The 26,300-nt window shown below is 60.9% G+C and carries 29 protein-coding genes and 1 other RNA gene; 13 read left to right on the top strand and 17 right to left on the bottom strand.

Annotated features, from left to right (window positions below):
• Positions 1-61 precede the first annotated feature (61 nt).
• From AC2CHD_RS19580 to ruvC, 7 genes are all read right to left on the bottom strand, one after another.
• Positions 62-1,126 (bottom strand): hypothetical protein, encoded by a 1,065-nt coding sequence (locus AC2CHD_RS19580; RefSeq protein WP_484554994.1) that lies wholly within the window; start codon positions 1,124-1,126, stop codon positions 62-64.
• A 4-nt stretch (positions 1,127-1,130) separates the two neighbouring features.
• A complete protein-coding gene (tolR, locus tag AC2CHD_RS19575) occupies positions 1,131-1,586 on the bottom strand; it encodes a protein TolR (RefSeq protein WP_223021723.1) in 456 nt (151 codons plus the stop codon).
• Between the two features lie 9 nt (positions 1,587-1,595).
• Positions 1,596-2,309 (bottom strand): protein TolQ, encoded by a 714-nt coding sequence (gene tolQ / locus AC2CHD_RS19570; RefSeq protein WP_065818145.1) that lies wholly within the window; start codon positions 2,307-2,309, stop codon positions 1,596-1,598.
• 282 nt (positions 2,310-2,591) lie between these two features.
• Positions 2,592-3,059 (bottom strand): tol-pal system-associated acyl-CoA thioesterase, encoded by a 468-nt coding sequence (gene ybgC, locus AC2CHD_RS19565; RefSeq protein WP_484554993.1) that lies wholly within the window; start codon positions 3,057-3,059, stop codon positions 2,592-2,594.
• Complete coding sequence (gene ruvB / locus AC2CHD_RS19560; RefSeq protein ID WP_484554992.1) at positions 3,056-4,102, bottom strand: Holliday junction branch migration DNA helicase RuvB; 1,047 nt, start codon at positions 4,100-4,102, stop codon at positions 3,056-3,058. The genes ybgC and ruvB overlap by 4 nt, the downstream gene beginning before the upstream one ends.
• Before the next feature lie 55 nt (positions 4,103-4,157).
• Complete coding sequence (ruvA, locus tag AC2CHD_RS19555; protein WP_229449886.1) at positions 4,158-4,778, bottom strand: Holliday junction branch migration protein RuvA; 621 nt, start codon at positions 4,776-4,778, stop codon at positions 4,158-4,160.
• Positions 4,775-5,290 (bottom strand): crossover junction endodeoxyribonuclease RuvC, encoded by a 516-nt coding sequence (gene ruvC / locus AC2CHD_RS19550; RefSeq protein ID WP_007007075.1) that lies wholly within the window; start codon positions 5,288-5,290, stop codon positions 4,775-4,777. The genes ruvA and ruvC overlap by 4 nt, the downstream gene beginning before the upstream one ends.
• 28 nt (positions 5,291-5,318) lie before the next feature.
• Between ruvC and AC2CHD_RS19545 the strand changes: the two genes are divergently transcribed.
• Positions 5,319-6,170: a sulfite exporter TauE/SafE family protein gene (locus AC2CHD_RS19545; protein ID WP_484554991.1), complete on the top strand. Its 852-nt coding sequence runs from the start codon at positions 5,319-5,321 to the stop codon at positions 6,168-6,170.
• Here the strand turns inward: AC2CHD_RS19545 and rcdA are convergent.
• From rcdA to AC2CHD_RS19530, 3 genes are all read right to left on the bottom strand, one after another.
• Entirely contained in the window at positions 6,136-6,669 is a 534-nt protein-coding gene (rcdA, locus tag AC2CHD_RS19540; RefSeq protein ID WP_229449884.1) for a protease adaptor protein RcdA, read from the bottom strand. The two genes, AC2CHD_RS19545 and rcdA, sit on opposite strands and share 35 nt — an antisense overlap.
• Before the next feature lie 343 nt (positions 6,670-7,012).
• The gene (locus AC2CHD_RS19535) at positions 7,013-8,665 is read right to left on the bottom strand and encodes an acyl-CoA synthetase (protein ID WP_484554990.1); all 1,653 of its coding nucleotides are present in this window, start codon (positions 8,663-8,665) and stop codon (positions 7,013-7,015) included.
• 44 nt (positions 8,666-8,709) lie between these two features.
• Complete coding sequence (locus tag AC2CHD_RS19530; protein ID WP_484554989.1) at positions 8,710-9,483, bottom strand: sulfite exporter TauE/SafE family protein; 774 nt, start codon at positions 9,481-9,483, stop codon at positions 8,710-8,712.
• A gap of 248 nt (positions 9,484-9,731) precedes the next feature.
• Here AC2CHD_RS19530 and AC2CHD_RS19525 point away from each other — a divergent pair, with 248 nt between their 5' ends.
• The 9 genes from AC2CHD_RS19525 (at position 9,732) to AC2CHD_RS19485 (ending at position 18,304) form a co-directional block, all read left to right on the top strand.
• Positions 9,732-10,379: a thiamine phosphate synthase gene (locus tag AC2CHD_RS19525; RefSeq protein WP_484554988.1), complete on the top strand. Its 648-nt coding sequence runs from the start codon at positions 9,732-9,734 to the stop codon at positions 10,377-10,379.
• Between the two features lie 2 nt (positions 10,380-10,381).
• Complete coding sequence (locus tag AC2CHD_RS19520) at positions 10,382-11,407, top strand: tetratricopeptide repeat protein (RefSeq protein ID WP_229449880.1); 1,026 nt, start codon at positions 10,382-10,384, stop codon at positions 11,405-11,407.
• Between the two features lie 110 nt (positions 11,408-11,517).
• Positions 11,518-12,081 carry an elongation factor P gene (efp, locus tag AC2CHD_RS19515; protein WP_229449879.1) on the top strand — a complete coding sequence of 188 codons (564 nt, stop codon included), beginning with the start codon at positions 11,518-11,520 and terminating at the stop codon, positions 12,079-12,081.
• A 51-nt stretch (positions 12,082-12,132) separates the two neighbouring features.
• Positions 12,133-12,936: an inositol monophosphatase family protein gene (locus AC2CHD_RS19510; protein ID WP_229449878.1), complete on the top strand. Its 804-nt coding sequence runs from the start codon at positions 12,133-12,135 to the stop codon at positions 12,934-12,936.
• Positions 12,937-13,194: 258 nt separating this feature from the next.
• Positions 13,195-14,205 (top strand): MotA/TolQ/ExbB proton channel family protein, encoded by a 1,011-nt coding sequence (locus tag AC2CHD_RS19505; RefSeq protein WP_229449877.1) that lies wholly within the window; start codon positions 13,195-13,197, stop codon positions 14,203-14,205.
• Position 14,206: 1 nt separating this feature from the next.
• The gene (locus AC2CHD_RS19500) at positions 14,207-15,238 is read left to right on the top strand and encodes a peptidoglycan -binding protein (RefSeq protein ID WP_229449876.1); all 1,032 of its coding nucleotides are present in this window, start codon (positions 14,207-14,209) and stop codon (positions 15,236-15,238) included.
• 55 nt (positions 15,239-15,293) lie between these two features.
• Positions 15,294-16,778 (top strand): carboxypeptidase M32, encoded by a 1,485-nt coding sequence (locus AC2CHD_RS19495; RefSeq protein ID WP_484554987.1) that lies wholly within the window; start codon positions 15,294-15,296, stop codon positions 16,776-16,778.
• A 60-nt stretch (positions 16,779-16,838) separates the two neighbouring features.
• Positions 16,839-17,534, top strand: coding sequence for a GntR family transcriptional regulator (locus tag AC2CHD_RS19490; protein ID WP_484554986.1), 696 nt, complete (start codon positions 16,839-16,841; stop codon positions 17,532-17,534).
• An 80-nt stretch (positions 17,535-17,614) separates the two neighbouring features.
• A complete protein-coding gene (locus AC2CHD_RS19485; RefSeq protein ID WP_484554985.1) occupies positions 17,615-18,304 on the top strand; it encodes a nitroreductase family protein in 690 nt (229 codons plus the stop codon).
• Positions 18,305-18,324: 20 nt separating this feature from the next.
• On the opposite strand, the gene AC2CHD_RS19480 is transcribed toward AC2CHD_RS19485, so the two are convergent.
• Positions 18,325-20,130 carry an ABC transporter transmembrane domain-containing protein gene (locus AC2CHD_RS19480; protein ID WP_484554984.1) on the bottom strand — a complete coding sequence of 602 codons (1,806 nt, stop codon included), beginning with the start codon at positions 20,128-20,130 and terminating at the stop codon, positions 18,325-18,327.
• 206 nt (positions 20,131-20,336) lie between these two features.
• On the opposite strand from AC2CHD_RS19480, the gene rpmE reads away from it, so the two are divergent.
• The gene (rpmE, locus tag AC2CHD_RS19475) at positions 20,337-20,558 is read left to right on the top strand and encodes a 50S ribosomal protein L31 (protein WP_223021740.1); all 222 of its coding nucleotides are present in this window, start codon (positions 20,337-20,339) and stop codon (positions 20,556-20,558) included.
• Between the two features lie 66 nt (positions 20,559-20,624).
• On the opposite strand, the gene AC2CHD_RS19470 is transcribed toward rpmE, so the two are convergent.
• Both AC2CHD_RS19470 and AC2CHD_RS19465 read right to left on the bottom strand, forming a co-directional pair.
• Positions 20,625-20,909 (bottom strand): Rdx family protein, encoded by a 285-nt coding sequence (locus tag AC2CHD_RS19470; RefSeq protein ID WP_229449871.1) that lies wholly within the window; start codon positions 20,907-20,909, stop codon positions 20,625-20,627.
• 66 nt (positions 20,910-20,975) lie between these two features.
• Complete coding sequence (locus tag AC2CHD_RS19465) at positions 20,976-21,725, bottom strand: YebC/PmpR family DNA-binding transcriptional regulator (RefSeq protein ID WP_484554983.1); 750 nt, start codon at positions 21,723-21,725, stop codon at positions 20,976-20,978.
• Positions 21,726-21,873: 148 nt separating this feature from the next.
• Between AC2CHD_RS19465 and AC2CHD_RS19460 the strand changes: the two genes are divergently transcribed.
• Positions 21,874-22,680 (top strand): MBL fold metallo-hydrolase, encoded by an 807-nt coding sequence (locus AC2CHD_RS19460; protein ID WP_484554982.1) that lies wholly within the window; start codon positions 21,874-21,876, stop codon positions 22,678-22,680.
• Positions 22,681-22,788: 108 nt separating this feature from the next.
• On the opposite strand, the gene AC2CHD_RS19455 is transcribed toward AC2CHD_RS19460, so the two are convergent.
• The 4 genes from AC2CHD_RS19455 to ssrS all read right to left on the bottom strand — a co-directional run bounded on the left by AC2CHD_RS19455 (position 22,789) and on the right by ssrS (position 25,313).
• Positions 22,789-23,556, bottom strand: a complete 768-nt coding sequence (locus tag AC2CHD_RS19455; protein WP_229449868.1) for a TerC family protein — start codon at positions 23,554-23,556, stop codon at positions 22,789-22,791.
• Between the two features lie 69 nt (positions 23,557-23,625).
• On the bottom strand, positions 23,626-24,450 hold the full coding sequence (locus AC2CHD_RS19450; protein WP_484554981.1) for a TIGR00282 family metallophosphoesterase: 825 nt from the start codon (positions 24,448-24,450) through the stop codon (positions 23,626-23,628).
• Between the two features lie 50 nt (positions 24,451-24,500).
• Positions 24,501-25,082, bottom strand: coding sequence for a 5-formyltetrahydrofolate cyclo-ligase (locus tag AC2CHD_RS19445; RefSeq protein ID WP_484554980.1), 582 nt, complete (start codon positions 25,080-25,082; stop codon positions 24,501-24,503).
• Positions 25,083-25,156: 74 nt separating this feature from the next.
• Positions 25,157-25,313: non-coding RNA, 6S RNA (gene ssrS, locus AC2CHD_RS19440), on the bottom strand.
• 124 nt (positions 25,314-25,437) lie between these two features.
• Here ssrS and AC2CHD_RS19435 point away from each other — a divergent pair.
• Positions 25,438-26,274, top strand: a complete 837-nt coding sequence (locus tag AC2CHD_RS19435; RefSeq protein ID WP_484555088.1) for an AAA family ATPase — start codon at positions 25,438-25,440, stop codon at positions 26,272-26,274.
• Positions 26,275-26,300 lie beyond the last annotated feature (26 nt).

The following is a 26,300-nucleotide window of genomic DNA, read 5'->3' as shown; positions in this document are numbered from 1 at the left end:
CTCCTGCCTCTCCCGCTTTGGTTAGGCTCCAGCCCCCATCGCCTTGCGAATGGTGCTCAGGTTAAAACATGTCGCTTGGATCGAAGTGGACGATGACTTCGGACCAGGTATCGTATTTCGCTGCCGGCAAATTGTAGGGCGCACACTGCAGAACAGCACGCCTGGCGGATTCCGCCGCCGCGCGCTCCACCATGGTCCCATTGCCGCCGGCAATAATGCGCGGACTGCCCTCGATGTTCCCGCTCGGATCCAGTTTCATCTGAACGGAAACCTTGAGGTTTTCCGCGTCCAGCGCCCCGGCGGGCACGTTCCAGCATCGTTGGATCTGGCCTCGCAGCGCATCCATCTCACTCTGTGAAAGCTTCTCGCCCGGCGTGCTGCGGCTGCCGCCGAGAGACGCCTGCTCTTGCGAGCGCTTTGCGCCTCCGCCAGATGCCTTGTCCTTGTTCAGGAGCGCCGCAACCTCATCAAAAAGTTCATCGGAATTTTGCGATTTCGGCTTGGAAGCGGTCTTCTGTGCTGGCTTGTCCGCGTTCTTGCGCTCAGGTGCCTTGGCCGTGCTTGCCTTGGGGGGCTGAGGGCGCGACTGCGGAACCGGCGCGCTGTTGGGCAGCGCAACGCTCTCGGTCGCTTCGGGTGCTTCCGCCACCACCGTCTCTTCAGGAGCGGGGTCCGGCTTCACCTCCTGCTTGGGTTGAGGCTCCGGCCGCACTTCCGTCGCAGGCACCGGCGTTGGCTCGGCCGCCGCCTGCTGCTGCTCTGGTTCGGGCTTTGGTTCCGGTTTGGGGGTGGGTTTGGGCGCCGGCGGCGGCTCCGCCGTCTTCTCCACCTCGCGGTTGCGCGGTTCGGGTGTGGGCGGCGTTTTCAGGTCGACATCATTGTCGCCTGTGTTCTGCGCGTTCTCCACCGGCTCCGGACGCTTGGTCGGCGTCGGCGCGGGTTTCTCGGAGAGCGCAGCCTTCTTGTCGCCTTCCTGCACCTGCGTCATCGATTCGATCGGGATGATGTCGACAGGCAGCGCTTCGACATCCGCCACCTCAAAGGCGCGCGGCGCCGACAGCGAGAACAGGCCGAACCCCAGCAGCGCCGCGTGCATGGTCACCGATGTAACGAGACCCGCCTTCATTCGGTCAATTGCCTTCTTCCTGCAGCGTGACCAGGCCGAGATTGCGATATCCGGCAGCCGAGATGCGCGCCATCACGCGCATCACCGTGCCGTAGTCGGCCGCGCGATCGCCGCGCACATAGATGCGTTCGTCATAGCCCGAGCGCGCAATCGCCTGCAGCTTCGGCACCACTTCTTCGATCGGCACCTCCGTTTCCTGCAGGTAGATCTGGCCCTCATTGTTGACCGAAACCGTGATCGGCTGTGTCTCGGAGTTCAGCGCCTTGGCCTGCGTTTCGGGAAGATCGATCGGCACGCCGACCGTCAGAAGCGGCGCCGCCACCATGAAAATGATGAGCAGCACCAGCATCACGTCCACGAAAGGCGTCACGTTGATCTCGGAGATCAGGCCCGTGCGCGAGCCGCGGCGGCCACGCCGCCGTCCGTTTCTTCCGCCCGCCGATCCGACTGACATACCCATTGTGCGCTCCTAAGCCGCCTTGGCGGCGACCTTCTCGTCGATCTGGCGTGAGAGGATGGTCGAAAACTCGTCCGCGAAGCCTTCCATCCGTCCGGCAAGCTTGCCCGCGTCCGATGACAGCTTGTTATAGGCAATAACGGCGGGAATTGCGGCCAGAAGGCCGATGGCCGTGGCCAGCAGAGCCTCGGCGATACCCGGTGCCACAACAGCCAGATTGGTGGATTTGGAACCGGCAATCGCCTGGAACGAGGTCATGATACCGACCACCGTGCCAAACAGGCCGATGAATGGTGCCGCCGAGCCAATGGAGGCAAGGAAGCCGAGCCGGCTCTCAAGCCGCTCCATCTCGCGCGTCAGCGCCAGGTCCATTGCCTTGTCGATGCGTGTCTGCAGGCCAATGGGCGAGCGCGCGCCTTTCTCGAAGCTTTTTTTCCATTCCCGCATGGCAGCCACGAAGATCGAGCCCATGCCGGTTGTCTTGCGCTCCGAAAGCGCACGATAGAGTTCCTCGAGCGACTGGCCCGACCAGAAGGTCTTTTCGAAACGATTAAGGGCCGTGCGCATGCGCGCATAGGCAATCAGCTTGTCAACGATGATCGCCCAGGTCCAGACCGATGCGACAAGCAGACCGATCATGACCAGCTTGACCACCCAGCCTGCCTGCCAGAACAGAGCCCAGATCGACAACTCCCCACCCGGTGCGGCGAGCGTAACACTTTCCATGGATCAACATCCTCTTAAGATCAGGGCGGCGTACATCTCGGTCTCGGCCGCGCCCCTGCTTGCGTGCCGTTGCCTGCGTCCGATCCGAGGCGTCCCCGCAAGATGCTTCAACGCCCCTTTATCCGGTAAATTTTGGTGAAAGGAAGGCGCACGGATTCGCTACGGATTTCATGGTTTTCTTCATGAACCGTTATGGTTAATTAAGCGTTAGGAAATAGGAGCGTGGCCAGGGATTCCGTATGGAATCAGTGCTGGGTGCATAAAAGCACCCACCGATATGGTTCATGCCCCCTTTGGCTTGAAGGCGGCGATCCACTCTTTCGGAAACCGCCGTGGCCGTCCGGAAGCGCCAATGATTGCCGCTTCGACTTTCGCCTCCACCAGCACGTTCTCGCCGCGCAGCAGCCGTTGCGCCATTTGAATGCGCGCTCCCGATATCGCCTCTGTGCGTGTCTCCACCGTCACGATATCGTCCACCCGGGCTGGCTGGCGAAAATCGATCTCCATTCGCCGCACCACCCAGGAAAGCACCTCGCCATGCTTTCCATCGGCCAGTTCGGTGTGGTGCACACCGGCCAGCCGCAGGAAATCCGAGCGTCCCCGCTCCAGAAACTCCAGATAGCGGGCATGATAGACAACGCCGGTGAAATCCGTATCGGCGAAATAGACCCGCGCCACGAGCCGATGTCCGAAGTCAGTCAGTTCACCGGAAAGCGCGACGTTCAAACTCCCGTCAGCAGCTTCGTTCATTCCCCATTCCCCTCCTGAAACAGGCTGATCTGCGCTTCCGCCACTTCCTTCGGTGGCTGAAGCCCCATGTGCCGCCAGGCCTTGGCGGCCAGCACACGCCCGCGCGGGGTGCGCTGGATGAAGCCCTGCTGGATCAGATAGGGTTCGATGATATCCTCGATGGCGTCGCGCGGTTCGGAGAGTGCTGCCGCTATCGTTTCGATGCCCACCGGCCCGCCACCGAAGTTCTCCACGATCATGGTGAGGTAGCGCCGGTCGAGCTGATCGAGGCCAAGCGCATCGACTTCCAGCCGAGACAAGGCTTCGTCGGCCACCTTCCGCGTCACCTCGCTCGCGCCCGCCACAGTGGCGAAATCGCGCACCCGGCGCAACAGGCGCCCGGCAATGCGTGGCGTGCCCCGCGCCCGGCGTGCGATCTCCTCCGCTCCGTCATTCGCAAGCGGCAGCCCGAGAATGCGCGAACCGCGCGTAACGATCGATTGCAGTTCATCGACCGTATAGAAATCGAGCCGCACGGGAATGCCGAAACGGTCGCGCAGCGGCGTCGTCAAAAGGCCAAGCCGCGTCGTCGCCGCCACCAGCGTGAACTTGGCAAGATCGATCTTCACCGAGCGCGCGGCCGGCCCCTCGCCGATGATCAGGTCGAGCTGAAAATCCTCCATGGCTGGATAGAGAATTTCTTCCACTGCCGGGTTCAGCCGGTGGATTTCATCGATGAAGAGCACATCGCGCTCTTCGAGATTGGTCAAAAGCGCCGCGAGATCACCCGCCTTGGCGATCACCGGGCCGGAGGTGGAACGGAAGTTCACCCCCAGCTCGCGCGCCATGATCTGCGCCAGCGTGGTTTTGCCAAGGCCGGGCGGCCCGACAAAAAGCACATGGTCCAGCGCCTCGCCGCGTCCACGCGCAGCTTCAATGAACACTTTTAGATTGGCGCGCGCCGCCTTCTGCCCAACGAAATCGTCCAGCGACTGCGGACGCATCGTCGAGTCCAGGTCCTCACCGCGCTTATCGGCTGCAATCAGCCTGTCGCCATCCGTCATCCGCAGACTTCCATTTCACAATCATACAGCGCAAACAGCGCGCTCATGGCCCTGACTAACGCGCCAGTTCCTTCAGGCCAAGCCTGATCAGCGTGCCGGCATCCGCCCCCTCGCCCGCTGCCTTCATTGCGGCAGCGACGGCATTCGCCGCCACGTCGCGTGAATAGCCGAGATTGGAGAGCGCCGATACGGCATCGGCGACAGGCGCAGGCGCAGCCCCCTCACCCAGTTCCTGCTTCAGGCCGATCGTGCCGGTTGCCTCTCCGGCATAGGCAGGGGCCTTGCTCTTCAGTTCGGTCACGATCCGTTCGGCAACCTTCTTGCCCACGCCAGGCGCGCGCGCCACGGTGGCCGCATCCTTGAGCGCAATCGCATTGGCCAGTTCCGAAGCCGAAAGTGTCGAAAGCACCGAAAGCGCCACCTTGGCCCCCACGCCCTGCACATTGTTTTGCAACAGCCGGAACCATTCGCGCTCCAGCGCGGTGCGAAAGCCGTAAAGCCGGATCATGTCCTCGCGCACATAGGTCTCGATGAACAGCGTCACAGCCGTCCCCTCGCCGTCGAGCGCCGCCAGCGTCCGCGCCGGACAATAGGCGACATACCCAACGCCCCCCACATCGATGATGCAGTGGTCTTCGGCGATCTCGTCGATGATGCCCTTCAGTTTACCGATCATTTGAGTGCTTCCATGGCCAGTCGGGAGGTGGCGGATTGCCGGTGATGGGCGTGACATATGGCAATGGCAATCGCATCCGCCGCGTCATCCGTGTCAAACCGCGCCTTCGGCATCAGCACCTTCACCATCATGTGGATCTGTTTCTTGTCGCCGTGACCGACCCCGATAACGGTTTTCTTCACCGCATTGGGCGCATATTCGGCCACCGGCAGACCGGCCCGCGCCGGCACCAGCATGGCGATGCCCCGCGCCTGGCCGAGCTTCAGCGTCGCCGAGGCATCCTTGTTGACGAAGGTCGCCTCCACCGCCGCTTCATCCGGTCGATGGTCATGCAGAATGGCATCGAGACCATCATGCAGCTGGCACAGTCTGGAGGCCAGATCGGCCTTGCCGTCGGACGTCACGGTGCCAGCGCCCACAAAGCGCAGGGAGTTGCCCTGCGCATCGATGATGGCCCAGCCTGTGCGCCGGAGCCCCGGGTCGATGCCAAGAATGCGAATCGGTGTGTTCATGGCACTAACATAGCTGTGGGCAGGCCCATTGCCACGCACAAGCAGCACGAGCGAAGAAGCGGGCTCGCCACCGCCCTTTTCAGGAGATGGAAGTCTGCCCGAATTCGACCTCAGTCTCGCCCTTCTGACCGCCACCGTGCTGGCGGCTGGTGTCGTGCGCGGGCTTTCGGGTTTCGGCACCGGCCTGATCGTCGCCCCGATCGCCGGGGCGCTCTACGATCCTGTCACGGCGGTCGTCCTGCTCGTCATCATCGATTCGCTGCCCACCCTGCCCGTGGCGCTTCCCGTTGTAAAACTCGCCCGCTGGCGCGAGGTTCTGCCGGTGCTTGCCGGTCTGGCGCTTTTCGTCCCGCTCGGGGTCTATATCCTGAAAAACGGAGACGAAACCGTTCTGCGCTGGGTCATCTGCGTGATCATCCTCGCCTGCGCACTCACTCTGCGCAGCGGCTGGCGCTATCATGGCCCGCGCAGCCTGCCCCTCTCCTTTGGCATTGGCGGCATTGCCGGAACCCTGTCGGGCATCGCCGCCATTCCCGGCCCGCCCGTCATCATATACTGGATGGCGTCAACGCTACCGGTCGCGGTTGTGCGCGCCAATCTGATGACCCTTTTCCTGATTTCGGAGATCTTCTCCGCCGGCAACCTGTGGGCGGCCGGCCTGTTCGAGCATTCGCGCGTCATGCTGGGGCTTCTGATGATCCCGCCCTACATGCTCAGCCTGCTCATTGGCGGCAGGCTCTATGGCGTCGCCAGCGACACGACCTACCGCCGCATCGCCTTCACGCTCATCATCGCTTCGGCGCTGATTGCGCTGCCGCTCACCGGCATCGTGTTCGACTGGCTGTTCAGCGGTGGCCGAATGCTGTTTTCAGGAGAGTGATCTGCTCATAAACCGGATTGTTGCTGAAAATATCCGTCCCTTCAGCCCGTGCCGGTTCGCCACCATAGATTTCTTCATCCATCCGGCGGACCAGATCCTGAAGCCGCATGGAGCGCACGACGAGGCTCTGGAACTTCTCCGGAAGATCCGACCAGCCCGGCGCCTGTTCCTGCGGTGAGTGCGTGTCGAGGCGCACCTTGGATTTTTCCGCCGCTACCTGCTCACGGGTCATCTCACCGGAATTTGCAGCCCGCTGCAGAAGAAGCCATGAGGCAAGCTGCATGAGGCGCGTTGTAAGCCGCATGGATTCAGCCGCGTAGAGTGCAGCGCCAGCGCGCGTCAGATGTTTTGCATCGGCCCGCCCATCGCCGTCGAGATATTCCGCAGCTTCCTCCACCAGGCTCATTCCCTGGTTGTAGAGAGGTTTGAATGAATCCGAGAACACGCGATGCTCGGCCAGCTTGATCGTGGTCGCGCGACCGTTCCCGTTTTCAATCATTGTGCCTACGCCCCACCAGATACAATTGTTCCGGCCACCGCCGGTTGATGCGTTCAATCACAAGTGCGCCTGACTCTCAATGCCGGCACGTCACTCAAGAATGGGCTTGTGCACAGCTGTTGGCAAGTTCTTCCTTAACGGAGGGTTAACAGTGAATTTGGACAAAAAAAGAGCCGCGAAGGCGGCTCTCAGGAGTTTAAACAGGGAGGCGTCAAACAGAATGGCTCCAGCCACTCGGTAAGAATCCAGATCACTGGATACACACAGTAAACACGCGTAATGCTTAATGGGTGGTTAACGTCCCGGCTATTTCTTGAAACGAATCCCGCGCATCAGCGCCTGCTCACGGCAGCTCCTTGGCCTGTTCCCGCAGACGGAACTTCTGGATTTTCCCCGTGGACGTCTTCGGAATCTCGGAAAAAACAACCGTTTTCGGACACTTGAAATGCGCCAGAAGCGAGCGGCAATGCGCAATGATCTCCTCTGCGCTCGCTGTTCTTCCCGGCTTCAGCTCCACGAAGGCAACAGGCGTTTCGCCCCACTTCTCATCCGCTTTCGCCACCACTCCGCAAGCCGCAACGCATGGATGCTTGTAAAGCGCGTCCTCCACCTCGATGGAAGAGATGTTCTCGCCGCCGGAGATGATGATGTCCTTTGACCGGTCCTTGAGCTGGATATACCCATCCGGATGCATCACCCCCAGATCACCGGAGTGGAACCATCCGCCGGCAAAGGCTTCCTCTGTCGCTTTCGGGTTCTTCAGATAACCCTTCATCACGATATTGCCGCGAAACATCACCTCGCCGATCGTCTCGCCATCATGCGGGGTTTCGGTCATCGTCTCCGGATCCATCACGGTCAGCCCCTCGAGCGCCGCGTACCGCACGCCCTGACGTGCTTTGCGCGCTGCCTGCCCGGCACCGTCAAGCGCGTCCCACGCGCCCTTCCATTCATTCACCACCGCCGGACCATAGGTTTCGGTCAAGCCATAAAGATGGGTCACCGCAAAGCCCGCCTCGGCCATGGCCGAAAGCACCGTCTCGGGGGGAGGCGCCGCCGCAGTGTTGAACGTCACCGTGTGCGAAAAATCACGCTTCTCATCGTCGGGTGCGTTGAGCAGCGCCGACATCACCACCGGCGCACCGCAAAGATGCGTGACGCGATGGTCGGCAATCGCATCGTACATCTGCCTCGCCCGCACCCAGCGCAGACACACATGCGTGCCGGCGGTCAGCGCCAGCGTCCACGGAAAGCACCATCCATTGCAATGGAACATCGGCAGCGTCCACAGATAGACCGAGCCCCGCGCAAGAGCCGCGTGCACCGTGTTCGCATAGGCCATCAGCGCAGCGCCACGATGGTGATAGACAACCCCCTTGGGATTGCCGGTCGTACCCGACGTGTAATTCAGCGCGATTGCATCCCACTCGTCGTCCGGCATGAACCAGGCAAAGCTCGCATCCCCCGATGCTACGAACGCCTCGTAATCCAGGCTGCCGATACGCTCCCCCTTCGGATAAGGCGCATCGTCCGGATATTCGGGATCGTCATAATCGATCACCAGCGGCTTGACCGAGGCCAGCGCCAACGCTTCCTTCATCACTGCGGAAAACTCGCGGTCGACAATCACCACCTTCGTCTCTGCATGGTCGAGCTGAAAGGCGATGATCGCCGCGTCGAGGCGCGTGTTCAGCGAATGCAACACGGCCTTCGTCATTGGCACGCCGTGATGCGCTTCCAGCATGGGCGGCGTGTTTGAGAGCATGACCGTCACCGTATCGCCCTTGCCGATACCGTGGCTGGCAAGCGCGGAAGCCAGCCTGAGCGACCGCTCCCAGAAACGCGCATAGGTTACACGCTGATTGCCATGAATGATCGCCACCTCTTCGGGAAATACCTTTGCGGCACGTTCCAGAAGCACAAGCGGCGTCAGCGGCTGAAAATTGGCGGGATTCCTGTCGAGATCCCGATCATATGCGTTCCCGGTCACAAACATCCTCCCGCAGTTTTTGACTTATAAAGCATAGGCTCTGGAGATCGTCACCATCCCATGAGATCAAAAACCCCATCGTGAATCAGCTTCAGGGACACGATCAGAACCATCACATACATGAACGGATAAAAGACCGAAGGCTTCATCCGTTTGATCACCCACACGCCGGCAAGCGTGGCCAGTGGAGCAAGCGGGATCAGCATCAGCGAAGCCATCAGGTTGGCACGGTCGAACTGGCCGAGCGCAAAATAGGGAATGAGCTTGACCGCATTGACAATGGCGAAAAACACCACGCTCGTTCCCGTGTAAACCCGTGGATCGTGCCCGAGCGGCAGAGCATAGACCTGGTAGGGCGGTCCGCCCGCATGCGCGACAAAGCTGGTGAAACCCGCCACGCCACCCCAGAAGGCGCCGCGCGGCCGGCTCTGTTCTGCAATGCGCGCTCGCCCGGCCAGCTTCTCGAACGCCCATCGTAGAAAGAAGGCGAGTGTCACCAGACCGACGATGAGGCGCACATGGCCTTCCGTCACGATGGCCGCCGTCGCCCAGCCAATGGCGATGCCCACGAAGGCGCCAGGCAGCATGATCCAGAGTGTCCTTCGATCCATGAAACCCCGCCATGCCCAGAGCGAGACTATATCCATCACGATCAGGATCGGCAGGAGGATGGCCGCTGCCTGCACGGGTGAGACAACGAGAGACAGCAACGGGACGCCAAGCAGAGCCATGGCGCCACCAAACCCGCCCTTGGACAGCCCTACAAGGATAACGGCAGGTATCGCTGCAATGTAGAATGCCGGATCGGAAAGAAGTGAAGTCATGAAACGCGTCTGCGCCCCGCTCGTCGGGCCTCACCCCTCATAGCGCCGTTGCTGTGATTTGGCGAGACTTGCAGGAAATGCTTCAATTTTCCTTGTCGTTCACCCCGCTCGTCGTCTATGCCGCATTCAAACCAAATTGACCGGCAAGAAACGGTCCCGACGAGGTTCCGCGCGGACCAGCGCCCAACAATGAGACGGAACCTTTTCGCCACGCGGGCAAATCTCGAAAAGGTTTGAGGAGTTCCTGTATGACCAACCGCTGCCGCCTCGTATTGATCGCACCGCCGCCTGAAACGGCGGCCAATGACGAAGCTCATCTGGAAGCCGCGCTGGCCGCCGGCGATATCGCCTCACTCATCATCCCCGATTACGGGCAGGATGAGGTGAGCTTTCAGGCTCGCGCCGAGCGCCTCACCCCGCTCGCACAGTCGCGCAATGTTGCCGTGATGATTGCTGGCGCTCCCCGCATCGCCGCCCGGGTCAAGGCAGATGGCATTCACTTCGAGGGCGCGCTCGAGGACCTTGCCGAGATCATCGAAAAATATCAGGATCGCATGATGATCGGAGCCGGTGGCGTCAAAACCCGCGATGACGCCCTCCAATATGGAGAGTTGCAGCCCGACTATCTGTTCTTCGGGCGTTTTGGTTACGACAACAAGCCCGAACCGCATCCCCGCAATCTTGCGCTCGGCGCCTGGTGGTCGGAGATGGTCGAGATTCCCTGCATTGTAATGGCCGGCAATACGGTGGCCTCTGTCGAGCCTGTTGCGGCATGTGGTGTGGATTTCACCGCACTCAGCGCTGCCGTGTTTGCTGATGAGGCTGATCCCGCGGCAGCCGTCTCGGAAGCCAATGCCATTCTTGACCGGACCACACAGCAGGCTGAGGGAGCCTGAGCATGCGCCCACGGACCCTTGCTGCATCAGCTCTTGCGGCCGCATTGTGCGGGCTCGCTGGAAACGCCTTGTCTGCCGGCAATGCCACGGGGGAAACGGCGGAATCCGAAGCGCTTCAGACGAGCGATCGCCTGCAACCGCCCGGCGATCGGCCACTTTCAGCTCCCACTGTCGACCAGGTAGATCCTGATCGGTTCGGCAAGCTACCGGACGCAGCCTATGGCGCATTCCAACGCGGCTACTACATCACCGCGCACAACCTTGCCCTACCCCGCGCAGAGGCCGGCGACGCTGCGGCGCAGACACTCGTCGCGGAGATCTACGCGCGCGGTCTTGGCATGCCCCGCAACGCGAAAAAAGCCGCGGAATGGTATTCGAAAGCAGCTCAGCAGGGTGTTCCCGAGGCCCAGTTCCAATACGCGCTGATGCTGCTTGATGGAACTTTCGTCGAGAAAGACATCGATCGCGCTTTCGAACTCATGCAAATCGCGGCAGACAAGGGGAATCGGCTTGCGCAGTTCAACCTCGCGCAACTCATCCTCGACCGGCAATCGAGCTTCGAAAGCCAGCAGCGGGCGGTGAGCTATTATGAGAAAGCCGCAAATGCGGGCTTGGCGGATGCTCAGTACGCGATGGCGCAGGTTTATGCCAACGGCTTTGGCGGCCGGCAGGTCGATGAAAAACTCGCGCGGAGCTGGCTTGAAAGGTCGGCTATGCAGAATTTTGACACCGCGCAACTGGATCTCGGCACATGGCTGGTGGAAGGAAGGGGCGGCCCTCGCAACATGGAGGCCGGTTTCAACTGGTTGAAGCGTGCGGCCGAGGGGGGCAATGTCGCAGCGCAAAACCGGCTTGCCAAGCTTTACCGCGCCGGCGTGGGTGTCGAGGCGAACACCATTGAAGGTGCAGCCTGGTATGTCTCCGCCCGCCGGGCAGGTCTGATCGACCCCGAGAACGAGGATTTCCTGGCTGGCCTCACGCCCGAGGAAATGAAGGAAGCAATCCAGCGCGCAAACCGCTTGCGCTGAGATTTTCCTTGGCCACAATTTGGCCCGCGGCTTGCCTTGACCCGCATTTTATGGTCTTGGAAGCGCCGAAATGCGCGAGACTGCGCGCTTGAGACCCGCAGGACGATCACATGAAAATCAACGGCAACGAAATCCGCCCCGGTAACGTCATTGAGCACAATGGCGGTCTTTGGGTTGCAGTGAAGACCAACGCTGTGAAACCCGGCAAGGGCGGCGCATACAACCAGGTCGAGCTGAAAAATCTGATCGACGGCACCAAGCTCAACGAGCGCTTCCGTGCGGCAGAGACGGTCGAGCGCGTGCGTCTCGAGCAGAAAGACTTCAGCTTTCTGTATGAACAGGAAGATGCTCTGGTGTTCATGGACTCCGAAACCTATGAGCAGCTTGAACTGCAGAAGGATTTCGTCGGCGACCGCGCCGCGTTCCTGCAGGATGGCATGACCGTCACCGTGGAACTCTATGAGGAAAAGCCCATCGGCATTTCCCTGCCCGATCAGGTCACCCTCACGATCGCCGAAGCGGATCCCGTGGTGAAGGGCCAGACGGCGGCCTCTTCCTACAAACCTGCTGTTCTGGAAAATGGTGTACGCGTCATGGTCCCGCCCTTTATCGAGGCCGGTGAAAAGATCGTGGTCGACACCAACGAACTTACCTATCTGCGCCGCGGCGAATAATTCCGCCCCGGCACACTTACCGAAACTTCAAGTCACAAAGGCTCTTCACCCATGGCCCGTTCGGCGATCATCAATGTCATGGTTCAGGCTGCCATGAAGGCAGGCCGCTCCCTCGCACGCGATTTTGGCGAGGTGCAGAACCTGCAGGTTTCGCTGAAAGGCCCCGGTGACTATGTAAGCCAGGCCGACCGCAAGGCCGAGGACATCATCCACTCGGAGCTGTCGCGTGCCCGACCGGGCTATTCCTTCCTCATGGAGGAGAGCGGTACGGTCGAGGGTGACGACCCGCAGCACCGCTGGATCGTCGACCCGCTCGACGGCACGACGAACTTCCTGCACGGCATTCCGATCTTCTCGATCTCGATTGCGCTTGAGCGGCAGGGGCAGCTCGTCGCCGGCGTGATCTACAATCCGGCCATGGATGAACTCTACACTGCCGAGCGCGGCGGCGGCGCCTTTCTCAACGACCGCCGCCTGCGTGTTGCAGCACGCAACAGGCTTTCCGATGCGGTGGTCGGCACCGGCATTCCGCATCTGGGTCGTGGCCACCATGGTACCGCGTTGCTCGACCTGCGCAATGTCATGGGCGAAACGGCAGGCATCCGCCGGCTCGGTTCGGCGGCTCTGGATCTCGCCTATGTTGCCGCAGGGCGCATGGATGGCTTCTGGGAAGAATGGCTTTCCCCCTGGGACACGGCGGCAGGCATCATCCTCGTGCGCGAGGCGGGCGGTTTTGTTACCGACAAGAACGGCGGCGACAAGATGTTCGATACCGGCCAGGTCGTCGCCGGCAACGAAGCCATTCATCGCGCTCTGCTGAAGACGCTTGCCAAGCCGGCTCCTCAAAAATCCTGACCCGCGCACTGGCGTTCATATCCGCAATCCCCTCACTGCGAGCACATCGAGCGGTGGGGGACTGCGTATTGCCTGCCCGATATGACAGGCAAAAAACAGTCATCTCGCCAGCTTCAGGATAGCTATCGCAAGACAAAAGCTGATGCCTGCATCACAAGACGCTGCGTGCGGCTTTCAATTTCGTCATAATTTCGATTAGAATCCCGCGCGATACAGGAATCATCACTGGTTCCGCATCGCAATGGATACGAGGAGCTGATGGCCTTGCTGAAATCGCGTGAGGACGCCGAACCATCCGTTGGGCTTGATTACGACCCGCATACACTGTCGAGCCCGCAGGTCTTCCTCTATTCCATGCTGGTGTTTCTCGCGATAGCAGGTTTCGTTGCTGCCATCCTTTACCGGCAGATCGCTTCCGCTTTTCAAACGAACCCGGGATTGAACGGTCTGATACTTGGCGTTCTCCTGATAGGCATTCTGCTTGCCTTCATGCAGGTAACACGCCTGTTCCGGGAAGTTCGGTGGGTGAATTCCTTCCGAGCCGGTTCGGACGCTTCGGACCCCGTCCTTCTGGCACCCATGAAAGCGCTCCTGAGCCGAGCGTCCACCATGGCGTTGTCCACCAGCTCTATGCGGTCAATTCTCGATTCCATCGCGACACGTCTTGATGAAAGCCGTGACATCTCGCGCTACCTGATTGGCCTTCTTGTCTTTCTCGGCCTGCTCGGCACCTTCTGGGGCCTGCTTCAGACAATCGGCTCCATCGGGGACACGATCCAGTCGCTTGACCCCGCCTCGGGCAATGCCAACGACGTTCTGGACGCGCTGAAGTCAGGGCTTTCGGCTCCTTTGGAAGGCATGGGAACGGCGTTCTCCTCCTCGCTCTTCGGCCTCTCCGGCTCGCTCATCCTGGGCTTTCTCGACCTGCAGGCTGGCCGGGCCCAGAACCGATTTTACACAGAGCTCGAAAACTGGCTTTCCTCCGTCACGGATCTCAGTTCCGATCTTTCCGAGGCGCGCAATGGTGCATCAGAGGAAATGCAGCAGTTGGCCGACAAGCTGCGTGCCGCTCAGGAGGAGGGCTCCTCCAATCCGCGCCTGACCGCCTCCATGGCCAATCTCGCCGAGGGCATATCCGGCCTCGTCAAGAATATGCGCCAGGAGCAACAGATGATGCGCGACTGGGTGGAGGCCCAGGCCAATGAGCAAAAGGCCATGCGCGCCACCCTGGAAAAACTGTCTGTAGCATTGAAAAAGCGGGATAGCTGACATGGCGCTGGCCCGCGCACGCCGCACCGACCGCCGGGTCGATTACTGGCCGGGCTTCGTGGATGCGATGGCGACGCTCTTGCTTGCCATCATGTTCCTGCTGTCTGTGTTCGTCCTCGCGCAATATTTTCTCAGTCAGGAGATTACGGGCAAAGATGCCGTTCTTGATCGGCTGAATGCGCAGATCAACGAGTTGACGCAACTTCTCGCGCTGGAGCAGGCCAACAGCCAGGACGCCGAGGACACCATCGCCAGCCTGCGCGCTTCGCTTGAGGATGTACGGGCCGACCGCTCGAGACTGGAACAGCTTCTGGCCAGCGGCAGTGGACAGAGTGAACAGGCACAGGCACGGATCGGCGAGCTTTCGGGTGCTCTTGATGAGGAGCGACAGGTCAGCCAGCGTGCGCTCTCACAGGTGGAGTTATTGAACCAGCAGATTTCCGCCCTGCGCAAGCAGATCGGCGCGCTAGAAGCAGCCTTGGAAGTCTCGGAAGAACGGGATCGCGAATCCCGCACCAAGATCGCCGATCTCGGGCGCCGCCTCAATGTAGCGCTGGCGCAGCGCGTTCAGGAATTGAACCGCTATCGCTCCGACTTCTTCGGTCGCCTGCGCGAAATTCTCTCCGACCGCGAAAACATCCGCATCGTCGGCGACCGCTTTGTTTTCCAGTCGGAAGTTCTCTTCCCTTCTGGCGCAACGGAAATCAACCCGAACGGCCAGACCGAAATGCAGAAGCTGGCAGATGCTATTCTCGAATTGCAGAAAGAGATTCCGCCAGAAATCAACTGGGTGCTGCGCGTCGATGGCCACACCGACGATGTCCCCCTTTCCGGTACTGGTCGCTTCCGCGACAACTGGGAGCTCTCGACAGCGCGCGCCACGGCGGTGGTCAAGTTCCTCATCGAAAACGGCGTGCCGGCCAACCGGCTCGTTGCCGCCGGCTTCGGTGAGTACCAGCCGCTGGACACCGACGACACTGCCGAAGCCCGCGCCCGCAATCGCCGCATCGAGCTGAAGCTTACCGAGCGTTGATCTTATTCCACTGCGGAGCAGCCCCTGCTCTGTTTCCACGCGTATGAGGAATTCCATGTCCTTCCAGAAACTCGATGATCTTGGCCACAGGCTGGAAGCGCTCGGCCATGCGCTTGCGATCCTTGGTGCCGACGAGGCAACGCATATGGCGCCCGGCGGCGGCGAAGCGCGTGCCGAAGCCATGTCCACGCTGGCCGGCATGGCCCATCGCCAGGCTACGGCACCGGAAATCGCCGACTGGATCGAAGCGGCAGAGCAGGAAGATCTGAACGCCGATCAGAAAACGGCAGTCGCGGAATTCCGCCGCCACTACATCAACCTCACCTGCCTGCCCTCGGATTTCGTGGAACGCCAGACCCGCACCCGCATGCGCTGCGAACAGCTTTGGCGCGAGGCCCGCCCGAAGGGCGATTGGGCCGGCTTCCTGCCAGCACTCGAAGGCGTTATCGAGATGGCAAGGGAAGAGGCTGCTCGTCGCTCCGACGTGCTCGGCCTTGATCCGTATGATGCCCTGATGGAGCAGTTCGACCCCGGCAACAGAACGGCGGAAATCGCACCCGTTTTCGAGAATTTGAAGGCGTTTCTGGTCGATTTCGTCCCAAACGCACTGGAAATCCAGAAAAAGAAACGGGCGAAGAATCCGCTGCGTCCGCTGTCTGGAAATTACCCTGTCGAGCGGCAGCGCGAGCTCGGTCTGGCGATGATGGCAGCGGTCGGATTCGATCTCACACGCGGCAGCCTCTCTGTCTCGCACCACCCGTTCTGTGGCGGCGTACCAACCGATGTCCGCATCACCACGCGCTATCGGACCGACGAGTTTCTCTCTTCGCTGATGGGCATCCTGCATGAAACCGGCCACGCGCTTTATGAGCAGAACCTGCCATCCGAATGGGCGCATTGGCCGGTCGGCAAGGCGCGGGGCATGGCAATGCACGAAAGCCAGAGCCTGTTTGTCGAAAAGCAGATCGGCAGAAACCCGGCCTTCTGGGAATGGGCATTGCCGGTGGTGGAGAAGCATCTCGGGGAGACATGGTCGAAGGACGAAATCCTCGCCCATGTGCATCAAGTCGAGCGCGGGCTGATCCGCGTCGACGCGGACGAAGTCACCTATCCGCTCCATGTCATCCTCCGTTTCGAGCTGGAGCAGGATCTGATTTCCGGCAAGCTCGAAGCCCGCGACCTGCCGGAAGCCTGGGACGAAAAGATGAAAGCCTATCTCGGCCTCTCCACCATCGACACGCCGCAGGATGGCCCCATGCAGGATGTGCACTGGCCTTCCGCAGCCTTCGGCTATTTCCCATCCTATACGCTCGGCGCGATGATCGCCGCGCAACAATGGGCGGCAATCGAGAGGGATATCCCGGATGTGAACGAGCAGTTTGCACGCGGGCAATTCGAAGCGGTAAACGCCTGGCGGCGCGAGAAGATATGGTCGCAGGCATCGCGGCTCTCAACGCCGGACCTCATCGAACAGGCGACCGGCGAACCGCTCAACGCAGCGCATTTCACAAGACATCTGGAGAAACGCTACGGCAAATAGGCCGTGCCACCCGGACAGGAAGGCTTGTCAGAGCGCCGGCATCGGCACACTCTCGCCACCATGGAAGACACCGATTCCCGATCCACTGTGGAGACAGTGGCCGACGCTCTGACCGAAGCCGTTCGCACCGGACGGCTTGTTCCCGGCCAGAGGTTGACGGAAAGCGAGTTCACTGCCCGGCTCGGCGTCTCACGTTCGTCGGTGCGTGAAGCGTTTCGCCGGCTGACGGCCGATGGTCTTCTCGCGGCGGAACCGCATCGGGGCGTGATGGTTCGCCAGCTATCACGCGCGGAGGTGGACAATCTCTTTCAGGTGCGCGGGGCGCTGGAAGCGCTTGCGGTCACCCTCGCCCTGCCGAAGCTGCATGTCGCTCCGTCGACCCTTGTTACCTTGCAAAGCGATCTGGACGCTGCTGTCGATGAGGGCAACATGAACCGCTTCTCGCAGCTCAATGGCCAGTTTCACCGGCTCTTTCGCGAGACTGCGGAAAACCCCCTCCTCAGCGATACGCTCACACGACTGTCCAATTCGCTCTATTGGCTGCAGTTTCGAGTTCTCGTGGACCGCAGCCACGTGTTCGAAACCAATCGGCAGCACCGGGAAGTGACGGAATGCGTGGTTGCCAACGACGAAGACGGCGCGCGGACCGCCATGCTTCGCCACATCGAGAACGCGAGAAAGCTCATTCAATCGCTGCCTGACGATCATTTTGCGCCACCGAAACAGCACATTGGCAAGAACGCATCGATGGCGTGAACCACGTCGATGCTTGACGTCGAGGCTCGCTTGAACGATTGTCCGACAATCTTATCGGACAAAATAGAGGAACCGTCCGCATGAGCAACAACGCCACTCAGGAATATCGCCCTGTACCGCTTCCCGATTACAGGGAGTATCCGGTGGAGGAAATGCGGGCGCGGGCACGAGCCTTCTATGATGAGATCCGCACCCGGCACACGGTGCGTGACTTTTCAACCCGCCCCGTGCCGCGCGACATAATCGAGACCTGCATCAGGGCGGCAGGAACCGCTCCCAATGGCGCAAACCACCAGCCCTGGCACTTTGCGGTCATCGGCGACCCTGCCGTGAAGAAGCAGATCCGCGAAGCGGCCGAAGTCGAAGAGAAAGCGTTTTACGAGGGACGTGCGGGAGAAGAATGGCTGCAGGCGCTGGGACCGCTCGGTACCGATGCGAGCAAGCCGTTTCTGGAGGAAGCGCCATGGCTGATCTGCGTGTTCGGCGAACGACGCAGCCGTTCTGCCGACGGCGTGAAACGCAAGAATTACTATGTGCCCGAATCGGTGAGCATCGCCACGGGTTTTCTGATCGCAGCCCTGCATCGGGCGGGGCTTGCCACGCTGACCCACACACCCAACCCGATGAGCTTTCTCAACGAACTGTGCGGCCGGGACCCGCACGACAAGCCATATATTTTGATGGTTGTTGGCTATCCCAAAGAGGACGCCACCATTCCCCAGCATGCGATGGAGAAAAAGCCTCTGGAGGAAATCGCGACGTTTATTTGAGGCGGGAGTTCAGCCTCAACTCATTCTGCCGCCTCGCCGGGGGCATCGAACTGAAGGCTTGCTAGGTTCGCATAGACACCGCCTGCCGCAACAAGCTCGGTGTGCGTGCCTTCTTCAACAATACGCCCCTCATCAAGGACGAGAATGCGGTCGGCCTTCAGAACCGTCGACAGCCGGTGCGCGATGACGAGCGTGGTGCGTCCCTTCATCAGATGTTCCAGGGCCTGCTGCACCAGCGTCTCGCTCTGCGAATCGAGCGCCGAGGTTGCTTCGTCCAGAAGCAGAATCGGTGCATCGCGCAGGATGGCGCGTGCAATGGCCATACGCTGGCGCTGACCGCCGGACAGGGTGACGCCGCGCTCACCCACCGGCGTGTCGTACCCCTCTGCCAGATCGCTGATGAAATCATGCGCAAGCGCAGCCCGCGCTGCAGCCTCGATTTCCGCACGGGTCGCATCCGGGCGGCCAAAGGCAATGTTGTCCCCGGCGCTGGCGGCAAAAATGGTGACATCCTGCGGCACAATGGCCATGCGCGCCCGCAGAGCCAGCGGATCCGCCTGCCGAGCGTCGACGCCATCGACACGAACAGTCCCTGTGTCCGGATCATAATAGCGCAACAGCAGTGAGAAGATCGTGGTCTTGCCCGCACCGGACGGACCAACAATCGCGACCGTCTCACCCGGCCTCACCCTGAAGTTCAGCCCGTGCAGAGCCGATCGGTCCGGTCGCGTGGGATAGGCGAAAGAAACATCCTCGAAAGCCACTTCACCATGCGCCGGCTCAGGCAGCGCGGCCGGATTGGCTGGTGCCGTGATGACCGGTTTCTCGGCAAGAAGCTCACTCATACGCTCGGCAGCGCCGGCAGCCTGCGAAAGCTCCCCCCAGACTTCCGAAAGGGCGCCCAAAGCGCCAGCCGCCAGAACCGAGTAGAGCAGGAACTGGCCGAGCGTTCCCGGCGTCATGGCGCCCGAGAGAACGTCACGCGATCCGAACCACAAGACGGCGACAACCGAGCTGAAGGTCATGAAGATGGCAAAGAACGTGAGAAAGGAGCGCGCGAAGATGGACGAGCGTGCAGCGGCGAATGCTGTCTCGATTGCTTCGGAGAATTTACCCCGCGCCGTGGCTTCTCCGGTGAAAGCCTGGAGTGTGCGCATGGCGCCGATCTGTTCGCCCGCATAGGCGGTGGCGTCAGCCAGCGTGTCCTGCGCAAATCGCGACCGCCGGCGCACGGAGCGGCCAAAGGCGACCAGCGGCAAGACGATGACCGGGATCGCCGCCACCACAAGGAGCGAAAGCCGGGGGCTCGTGACGACCATCATGCCCACCGCGCCCAATCCCATAATCACGTTCCGCAAAGCCTGGGAGATCGTCGCCCCCACCGCAGATTTGACCTGTGTCGCATCGGCAGAAATGCGTGACACGATTTCGCCGGACTGAACCGTGTCAAAAAAGCCCGGAGAAAGCCGCGTGACATGATCGAACACGTCGCGCCGCAGATCGCTCACGACACGCTCGCCAAGCGTGATGACGAAGAAATAGCGGCCGGCAGAGGCGACGGCGAGCACGGCCGCCACCACAATCAGCATTGAAAAATAATTGGCGATGAAGATGGAGTCGGATTCCGAGAATCCATGATCGATCATGCGCCGCACCGCAAGTGGCAGCGTCAACGTCGCGATGGCCGCGATAACGAGGAAAAACGCGGCACCGGCAGCCAGCCCGCGATAACGTCCGACATAGGGCAAGAGGCGCCGGAGTGGCTTGAGAGACCGCCGCTTCGCTGCCTGTTCCCTTTCGTCCGACGCCATTCTTCCACGCGCCATCGTCAGTTCCCTTTTTCACACCATGTCCGCGAGCGGCAATTTGTACCCCGCTCAACTCTTGTCTTGTCGCCGGACCTGATGTATAGGCTCGCCAACCAATTCCGAAGCCGTAGCCTTCCTTGGCCGCGGCTTCAAGTTTTCAGGATGGGTGCAATTGCCGCAAGTGCGGTCTTGGTTGTTACCCCGACCAAATTCAGGACAAGCCGATGAAAGCCGAAATTCATCCCGACTATCACACGATCAAGGTCGTCATGACGGACGGCACCGAGTATGAAACCCGCTCCACCTGGGGCAAAGAGGGCGACACGCTCCAGCTCGACATCGACCCGTCCACGCATCCGGCATGGACCGGTGGTCAGCAGTCGCTGATGGACCGCGGTGGCCGCGTCTCCAAGTTCAAGCAGCGTTATCAGGGACTGGGCATCTAACCCGCTCCAACGCAGCAGAGATTGCAAAAACCCGCCTCAAGAGGGCGGGTTTTTTGTTGCTTCCATTTAGGTTGCCGGCTTGTCGATGTGTCCGAGATCACGCTCCGGATCGATCACGTCACGCACGCGCTGTTTCAGCGTCTTGGCATCGGGAAAACCGCCATCGCGCTTCCGTTCCCAGATAAGTGTATCGTCGCAGGAGACCTCGAAGATGCCTCCCGTGCCGGGGCGCAGCGCCACTTCTGATAGCTCCGTGGAAAAGGTGGAGAGAAGCTCCTGGGCAAGCCAGGCCGACCGCAGGAGCCATTGGCACTGGGTGCAGTAGGTGATTGTCACGCGGTGCCCGGACATGCCAAACGTCCTTTGCCAAACGGGCGGGAAGTAGATGCCGGGCCAGAATGCCCGGCAAAAGCGCGGTCAGGCCGCGCTGAGTTTCGCAAGCGTCTCGTCATCGACCTCGAAATTGGCATAGACGTTCTGCACATCGTCGTCATCCTCAAGCGTGGCAACAAGCTTCAGGATCGACTGGGCGCGCTCCTCGTCAACCGGTGTGCCGGTTTGCGGCCGCCAGATCGCCTTGACGGATTCCGCCTCGCCGAGTGCCGCTTCCAGCGCTGAGGTAACATCCCCGATGTCCTCAAAGGCGCAGGTGATGACATGGCCGTTCTCATCCGACTGCACATCTTCGGCGCCGGCCTCGATGGCCGCTTCCATCACCGTGTCGGCATCGCCCTTGTCGGCCGGATAGATGATCTCGCCCACACGGTCGAACATGAAGGAGACCGACCCTGTCTCCCCCAGCGACCCGCCAGCCTTGGTGAAGGCAGCGCGAATGTTGGAGGCAGAACGATTGCGATTGTCCGTCAGCGCCTCGACGATGATTGCCACGCCGCCGGGGCCATAGCCCTCATAGCGCACCTCGTCATAGTTTTCCGCATCACCGCCCGACGCCTTCTTGATGGCGCGTTCGATGTTGTCCTTGGGCATGGACTGGGCCTTGGCGTTCTGGATGGCCAGGCGCAGACGCGGGTTCATCGCCGGGTCGGGCAGTCCCATCTTGGCTGCGACGGTGATTTCGCGCGCCAGCTTGGAAAACATCTTCGAGCGAACGGCATCCTGCCGGCCCTTGCGGTGCATGATGTTCTTAAATTGGGAATGACCGGCCATGGGGCTCCTTCTCACGGTCTTTTGAATGCAACGAAATAACGCCGCCTTATAGTGAAAATGCCGGCCAACGTCCAGAACCGCCGGCTGCCAAACATGGCGCACCGCGGCGCTTTGCCGTAGAATTGGCCGTCCAAAACGGGAGATGCCGATGAACGCCTTCCGACTGATTGCAGCCTTACTGACCATTTTGCTTTTACCGTTTGCCGCAGCGCAAGCGCAAACCGAGCGGCCAAGCACGTGTCTGGCCATGGCTCAGGGATTGCCGAAAGTGATCTACGCCTCCCTTGCTCTCCCAACAGCGGCCAGCGCGGAGGCGGTCAACATCACCTATGCGGGCCACTCCACCTATATCATCGAGACGCCCGCCGGCGTCACCATCGCCACGGATTTCTCGGGAGCGTATGGGGCCAGTCCGGTGCCGCGTGTCGTCACCATGAACAAGGCGCACGGCACCCATTTCACCCGCAGTCCCGATCCGGCCATCGAGCATGTGCTGCCGGGCTGGAACCCGGAAGGTGGGCCGGCGCGGCATTCGCTTCTCGTGGAAGACGTCTATATCCGCAACGTGACGACCGACATCCACCGCTATGGCGCCATGGAGCCGGACGCCAACTCCATCTTCATCTTCGAGGTGGCGGGCCTGTGCATCGGCCATCTGGGCCATCTCCACCACAGGCTCGACGACAGTGACTATGCGGCCATCGGCAGGCTCGACGTGGTGATGGTGCCCGTTGATGGCGGGCTGACGCTCTCGCTCGACGGGATGAGCGAAATCGCACGCCGGCTTTCCTCGTCGGTCATCCTGCCCATGCATCGGCACTCCACACCCCTCAGCGCTTTCACAAGCCGGATGGGCGGTGGTTTCGAGCTCGATTTCCGTGAGGGACGGACGATCACCGTGGCGCTTGACAATCTGCCACGGCGACCGACCATCGTCATCCTGGACGGCGTTTAGCCTTACCTGGAGCGTGTCCGCTTTTCGTTGAATTGCAGACACTCTCCATTTTGCTTTTTGTTCGCAAATCCGAGCGGAAAACCGGTTTCCACTTTTCCTGGAATTGCGCTACTCAGCCGAACCTTCCGCCAGCGCCTTGTCGCGCGCCCGCTTGCGCCGCGCCATCATGTTGAGCCCCTCGACCAGCGCCGAGAAACCCATGGCGGCGTAGATATAGCCCTTGGGAACGTGGAAGCCCATGCCGTCTGCGATCAGCGTCATGCCGATCATCAGCAGGAAAGCGAGCGCCAGCATGACGACGGTCGGGTTGGCCGCAATGAAGCGCGACAGAGGCTCGGCAGCGATCAGCATCACGGTTACGGCCGAGATGACGGCGATGAACATGATCGCGATCTCATCGGTCATGCCGACGGCGGTGATGATGGAATCGATGGAGAACACCAGGTCGAGAAGCAGGATCTGAACGATGGCGGCACCGGCCGTCATCGTGACCTTGCCCATCATGTTCTCCTTGCCGTCGTCGGGATCAACCGAATGGTGAATTTCCTTCGTGGCTTTCCAGACCAGGAAGAGACCACCGGCAATGAGAATGAGATCACGCCAGGAGAAACCGTGGCCGAACAGCTCAAACACGGGTTCGGTAAGCTGCACGATGATGGAAATGGTGGCGAGCAGCGCCAGCCGCAGGATCAGGGCCGCGCTGATGCCGATGCGCCGTGCCCGCGCCTGCTGCTCCTGTGGCAACTTGTTCGTCAGGATGGAGATGAAGATCAGATTGTCGATGCCGAGAACGATCTCAAGCACCACCAGGGTCACAAGCGCGACCCAGGCTTCCGGATTGGAGACAAACTCAAAGTGACCGGCAAGCCATTCCATTGCAGCACCCCTCGCTGGCAATTGTTCAAATATAGCGTTTCGCAGAGTTATGCGTGCACGCGCCCAGCGTCAACGCCAGAAGGCGGGAACGGTTTCCTCAAGCCGGGGACCGAGCCGCAATGGGGCGATCTGCTCGCAAAGCCCGGTACGGTCTGAAATCTCCAGCCCGACACCGCAAATCGTGGCAGGGCCGGACGCGGCCTCGAAGCGCCCTTTTGGCACTTTCGCGGTGAAACGGTTGAGCGGTTCTTCCTTGTCCATGCCAAGCGAGGAATCGTAATCGCCGCACATGCCGGCATCGGAGAGATAGCCGGTGCCGCCATTGAGGATCTGGTGATCGGCGGTCGGCTGGTGCGTGTGTGTGCCCACGACGAGGCTCGCCCGCCCATCCACGAAATGGCCGAAACACATTTTTTCGGATGTGGCCTCGGCATGAAAATCGAGAATGACGGCATCGGCCTGATCGCCCAGCGGACAGGCGGCCAGCACATCCTCCACGCAGGCGAAGGGATCGTCGAGCTCGGGATGCATGAAGACCCGGCCCATGATGTTGGAGACAAGGACCCGGGCACCGTTCTTTGCCATATAGACACCCGAACCCCGGCCCGGCGTGCCCTTGGGAAAATTCGCCGGCCGCAGGAAACGCTCCTCGCGCGGGGCGAAGGTCAGCGCCTCGCGCTGGTCCCAGACGTGATTGCCTGTCGTCACCACATCGGCGCCGGCATCAATCGTGGCGCGGAAAATCTCCTCGGTGATGCCGAAACCGCCCGCCGCGTTCTCGCCATTCACCACAACGAAATCCAGCCGAAAATCGGAAATCAGGCCGGGGAGCTTTTCCCAGACCGCCGTGCGGCCGGCGCGGCCGACCATATCGCCAAGAAACAAAAATCTCATGCGCCGCTTCTAGAGCATCGGAGGCGTGGGTGAAAAGCGCAAAAAACCTCTCACGCTTCAGTGAATCGCCGCAACCCCGTCTCGGTAAGGATTTCCGACAGGGGCTGGTCATGCGCCTCGTCAGGCACGTGTTCGACTTGCTGGCAGTCAAAGGCGATGCCGATCAGGCGTGGCGCACAACCCTTCGCCTTCAACCGCGCTATGGCGCGGTCGTAATAGCCTGCCCCATAACCGATGCGATGACCGCGTGCATCGAAGGCGGCGAGCGGCACCAGCATCACATCGGGATCGAGCACGGGCGCATCTTCACCCGGCCCCATGGTGCCAAAGCCCATATCGACCATTAGCACATCAGGCAGATATTCGCGAAAGACGATCGTGGTTTTGTCGAGAATGGCCGGCAACGCAATGCGTGCACCACGTACGGCAAGTGCGGTCATCAGCGGACGCACGTCCATTTCCGAGCGCATCGGCCAGAAACCGGAGACCACGCCCCCCGGCGACGGCGCCAGCGCATCCGCATGGGTGGCAAGCTGCTGCCCTACCTCCTGGCGCCACGCGGCATCCAGCGCATCACGACGCGCAAGCGCTGCTGTACGAAGCTGTTTCTTCAAATCGCGGGAGGTGCTCATGCGGAATGTTGTGTGGCGTGTCTCGACATCACGCGACGATAATCAGGCAAACCACAGAGAGCAAAGGGAAAGAGTGGCGATCCACGGCGACCGATGGAATACACGATCCCGGGAACCTACAAAGTAGGTGGGCGCCGTGTAGCCAAGCCCACGGGCGAGACCAGGGACAGCTCCCTTAAGGATCGATAAGGCCCCGGGGAATTAGATTCCTGTCGGGAAGCGCAGACCGCAGCACCAATATAGTCTTCCGCCCCCTGCTTCGCCAGAGGCATTCGCGCACTTGCGCCAGCAAGATTCACCCAATAGGGTCGCGCTCGAATTTTGAGATGGAACCACACCGCAAGGACTGATGCGCATGCATTTTGAAGGCACGGCGGATTACGTCGCCGAGAAGGATCTGATGGTGGCCGTGAACGCGGCGATTGCGCTGGAGCGCCCGCTTCTGGTGAAGGGCGAACCCGGCACCGGCAAGACGGAGCTTGCCAAGCAGGTGGCGGCAGCTCTCGGACTTGATCTGATCGAATGGCATGTCAAATCCACCACGCGCGCGCAGCAGGGTCTGTACGAATACGATGCCGTCTCGCGGCTGCGCGACAGCCAGCTCGGCGATGAGCGCTTCAACGACATCAAGAACTACATCAGGCGCGGCAAACTGTGGGAAGCCTTTGCGGCCGACCGCAAAACGGTGCTCCTCATCGACGAGATCGACAAGGCCGACATCGAGTTTCCCAACGACCTGTTGCAGGAACTCGATAAGATGGAGTTCTTTGTCTACGAGACCGGCGAGACGGTGAAGGCGGTCCACCGGCCCATCGTCATCATCACCTCGAACAATGAGAAGGAACTGCCCGACGCCTTTCTGCGCCGCTGCTTCTTCCACTATATCCGCTTTCCCGATGCCGAGACGCTGGCCGACATTGTCGAGGTTCACTACCCCGGCATCAAGAAGAACCTGGTGTCTGCCGCCCTCAGCCAGTTTTATGAAATCCGCGAGGTACCGGGGCTGAAGAAGAAACCCTCCACCTCCGAGGCGCTGGACTGGATCCGGCTTCTGGTCGCCGATGATGTTCAACCCGAAGACCTGCGCGGCGAGGCGAAAAACGCCCTGCCCCGCCTGCATGGCGCGCTGCTGAAGAACGAGCAGGACGTTCACCTCTTCGAGAAACTCGCCTTCATGGCGCGGCGGCAATAGGCGCAAGGCCTGCGCGTTCGTGGCCC

The sequence above is a fragment of the Nitratireductor sp. ATLC21 genome (assembly GCF_057196525.1).
The sequence above is the reverse complement of the archived record's forward strand: the minus strand, read 5'-3'. Positions and strand labels throughout refer to the sequence as shown.

What these genes read in the sequence shown, in the direction of transcription:
- AC2CHD_RS19580 (WP_484554994.1), bottom strand. Translation starts at nt 1,126, where the DNA reads ATGAAGGCGGGTCTCGTTACATCGGTGACCATGCACGCGGCGCTGCTG.
- tolR (WP_223021723.1), bottom strand. Translation starts at nt 1,586, where the DNA reads ATGGGTATGTCAGTCGGATCGGCGGGCGGAAGAAACGGACGGCGGCGT.
- tolQ (WP_065818145.1), bottom strand. Translation starts at nt 2,309, where the DNA reads ATGGAAAGTGTTACGCTCGCCGCACCGGGTGGGGAGTTGTCGATCTGG.
- ybgC (WP_484554993.1), bottom strand. Translation starts at nt 3,059, where the DNA reads ATGAACGAAGCTGCTGACGGGAGTTTGAACGTCGCGCTTTCCGGTGAA.
- ruvB (WP_484554992.1), bottom strand. Translation starts at nt 4,102, where the DNA reads ATGACGGATGGCGACAGGCTGATTGCAGCCGATAAGCGCGGTGAGGAC.
- ruvA (WP_229449886.1), bottom strand. Translation starts at nt 4,778, where the DNA reads ATGATCGGTAAACTGAAGGGCATCATCGACGAGATCGCCGAAGACCAC.
- ruvC (WP_007007075.1), bottom strand. Translation starts at nt 5,290, where the DNA reads ATGAACACACCGATTCGCATTCTTGGCATCGACCCGGGGCTCCGGCGC.
- rcdA (WP_229449884.1), bottom strand. Translation starts at nt 6,669, where the DNA reads ATGATTGAAAACGGGAACGGTCGCGCGACCACGATCAAGCTGGCCGAG.
- AC2CHD_RS19535 (WP_484554990.1), bottom strand. Translation starts at nt 8,665, where the DNA reads ATGTTTGTGACCGGGAACGCATATGATCGGGATCTCGACAGGAATCCC.
- AC2CHD_RS19530 (WP_484554989.1), bottom strand. Translation starts at nt 9,483, where the DNA reads ATGACTTCACTTCTTTCCGATCCGGCATTCTACATTGCAGCGATACCT.
- AC2CHD_RS19525 (WP_484554988.1), top strand. Translation starts at nt 9,732, where the DNA reads ATGACCAACCGCTGCCGCCTCGTATTGATCGCACCGCCGCCTGAAACG.
- AC2CHD_RS19520 (WP_229449880.1), top strand. Translation starts at nt 10,382, where the DNA reads ATGCGCCCACGGACCCTTGCTGCATCAGCTCTTGCGGCCGCATTGTGC.
- efp (WP_229449879.1), top strand. Translation starts at nt 11,518, where the DNA reads ATGAAAATCAACGGCAACGAAATCCGCCCCGGTAACGTCATTGAGCAC.
- AC2CHD_RS19510 (WP_229449878.1), top strand. Translation starts at nt 12,133, where the DNA reads ATGGCCCGTTCGGCGATCATCAATGTCATGGTTCAGGCTGCCATGAAG.
- AC2CHD_RS19505 (WP_229449877.1), top strand. Translation starts at nt 13,195, where the DNA reads ATGGCCTTGCTGAAATCGCGTGAGGACGCCGAACCATCCGTTGGGCTT.
- AC2CHD_RS19500 (WP_229449876.1), top strand. Translation starts at nt 14,207, where the DNA reads ATGGCGCTGGCCCGCGCACGCCGCACCGACCGCCGGGTCGATTACTGG.
- AC2CHD_RS19495 (WP_484554987.1), top strand. Translation starts at nt 15,294, where the DNA reads ATGTCCTTCCAGAAACTCGATGATCTTGGCCACAGGCTGGAAGCGCTC.
- AC2CHD_RS19490 (WP_484554986.1), top strand. Translation starts at nt 16,839, where the DNA reads ATGGAAGACACCGATTCCCGATCCACTGTGGAGACAGTGGCCGACGCT.
- AC2CHD_RS19485 (WP_484554985.1), top strand. Translation starts at nt 17,615, where the DNA reads ATGAGCAACAACGCCACTCAGGAATATCGCCCTGTACCGCTTCCCGAT.
- AC2CHD_RS19480 (WP_484554984.1), bottom strand. Translation starts at nt 20,130, where the DNA reads ATGGCGCGTGGAAGAATGGCGTCGGACGAAAGGGAACAGGCAGCGAAG.
- rpmE (WP_223021740.1), top strand. Translation starts at nt 20,337, where the DNA reads ATGAAAGCCGAAATTCATCCCGACTATCACACGATCAAGGTCGTCATG.
- AC2CHD_RS19470 (WP_229449871.1), bottom strand. Translation starts at nt 20,909, where the DNA reads ATGTCCGGGCACCGCGTGACAATCACCTACTGCACCCAGTGCCAATGG.
- AC2CHD_RS19465 (WP_484554983.1), bottom strand. Translation starts at nt 21,725, where the DNA reads ATGGCCGGTCATTCCCAATTTAAGAACATCATGCACCGCAAGGGCCGG.
- AC2CHD_RS19460 (WP_484554982.1), top strand. Translation starts at nt 21,874, where the DNA reads ATGAACGCCTTCCGACTGATTGCAGCCTTACTGACCATTTTGCTTTTA.
- AC2CHD_RS19455 (WP_229449868.1), bottom strand. Translation starts at nt 23,556, where the DNA reads ATGGAATGGCTTGCCGGTCACTTTGAGTTTGTCTCCAATCCGGAAGCC.
- AC2CHD_RS19450 (WP_484554981.1), bottom strand. Translation starts at nt 24,450, where the DNA reads ATGAGATTTTTGTTTCTTGGCGATATGGTCGGCCGCGCCGGCCGCACG.
- AC2CHD_RS19445 (WP_484554980.1), bottom strand. Translation starts at nt 25,082, where the DNA reads ATGAGCACCTCCCGCGATTTGAAGAAACAGCTTCGTACAGCAGCGCTT.
- AC2CHD_RS19435 (WP_484555088.1), top strand. Translation starts at nt 25,438, where the DNA reads ATGCATTTTGAAGGCACGGCGGATTACGTCGCCGAGAAGGATCTGATG.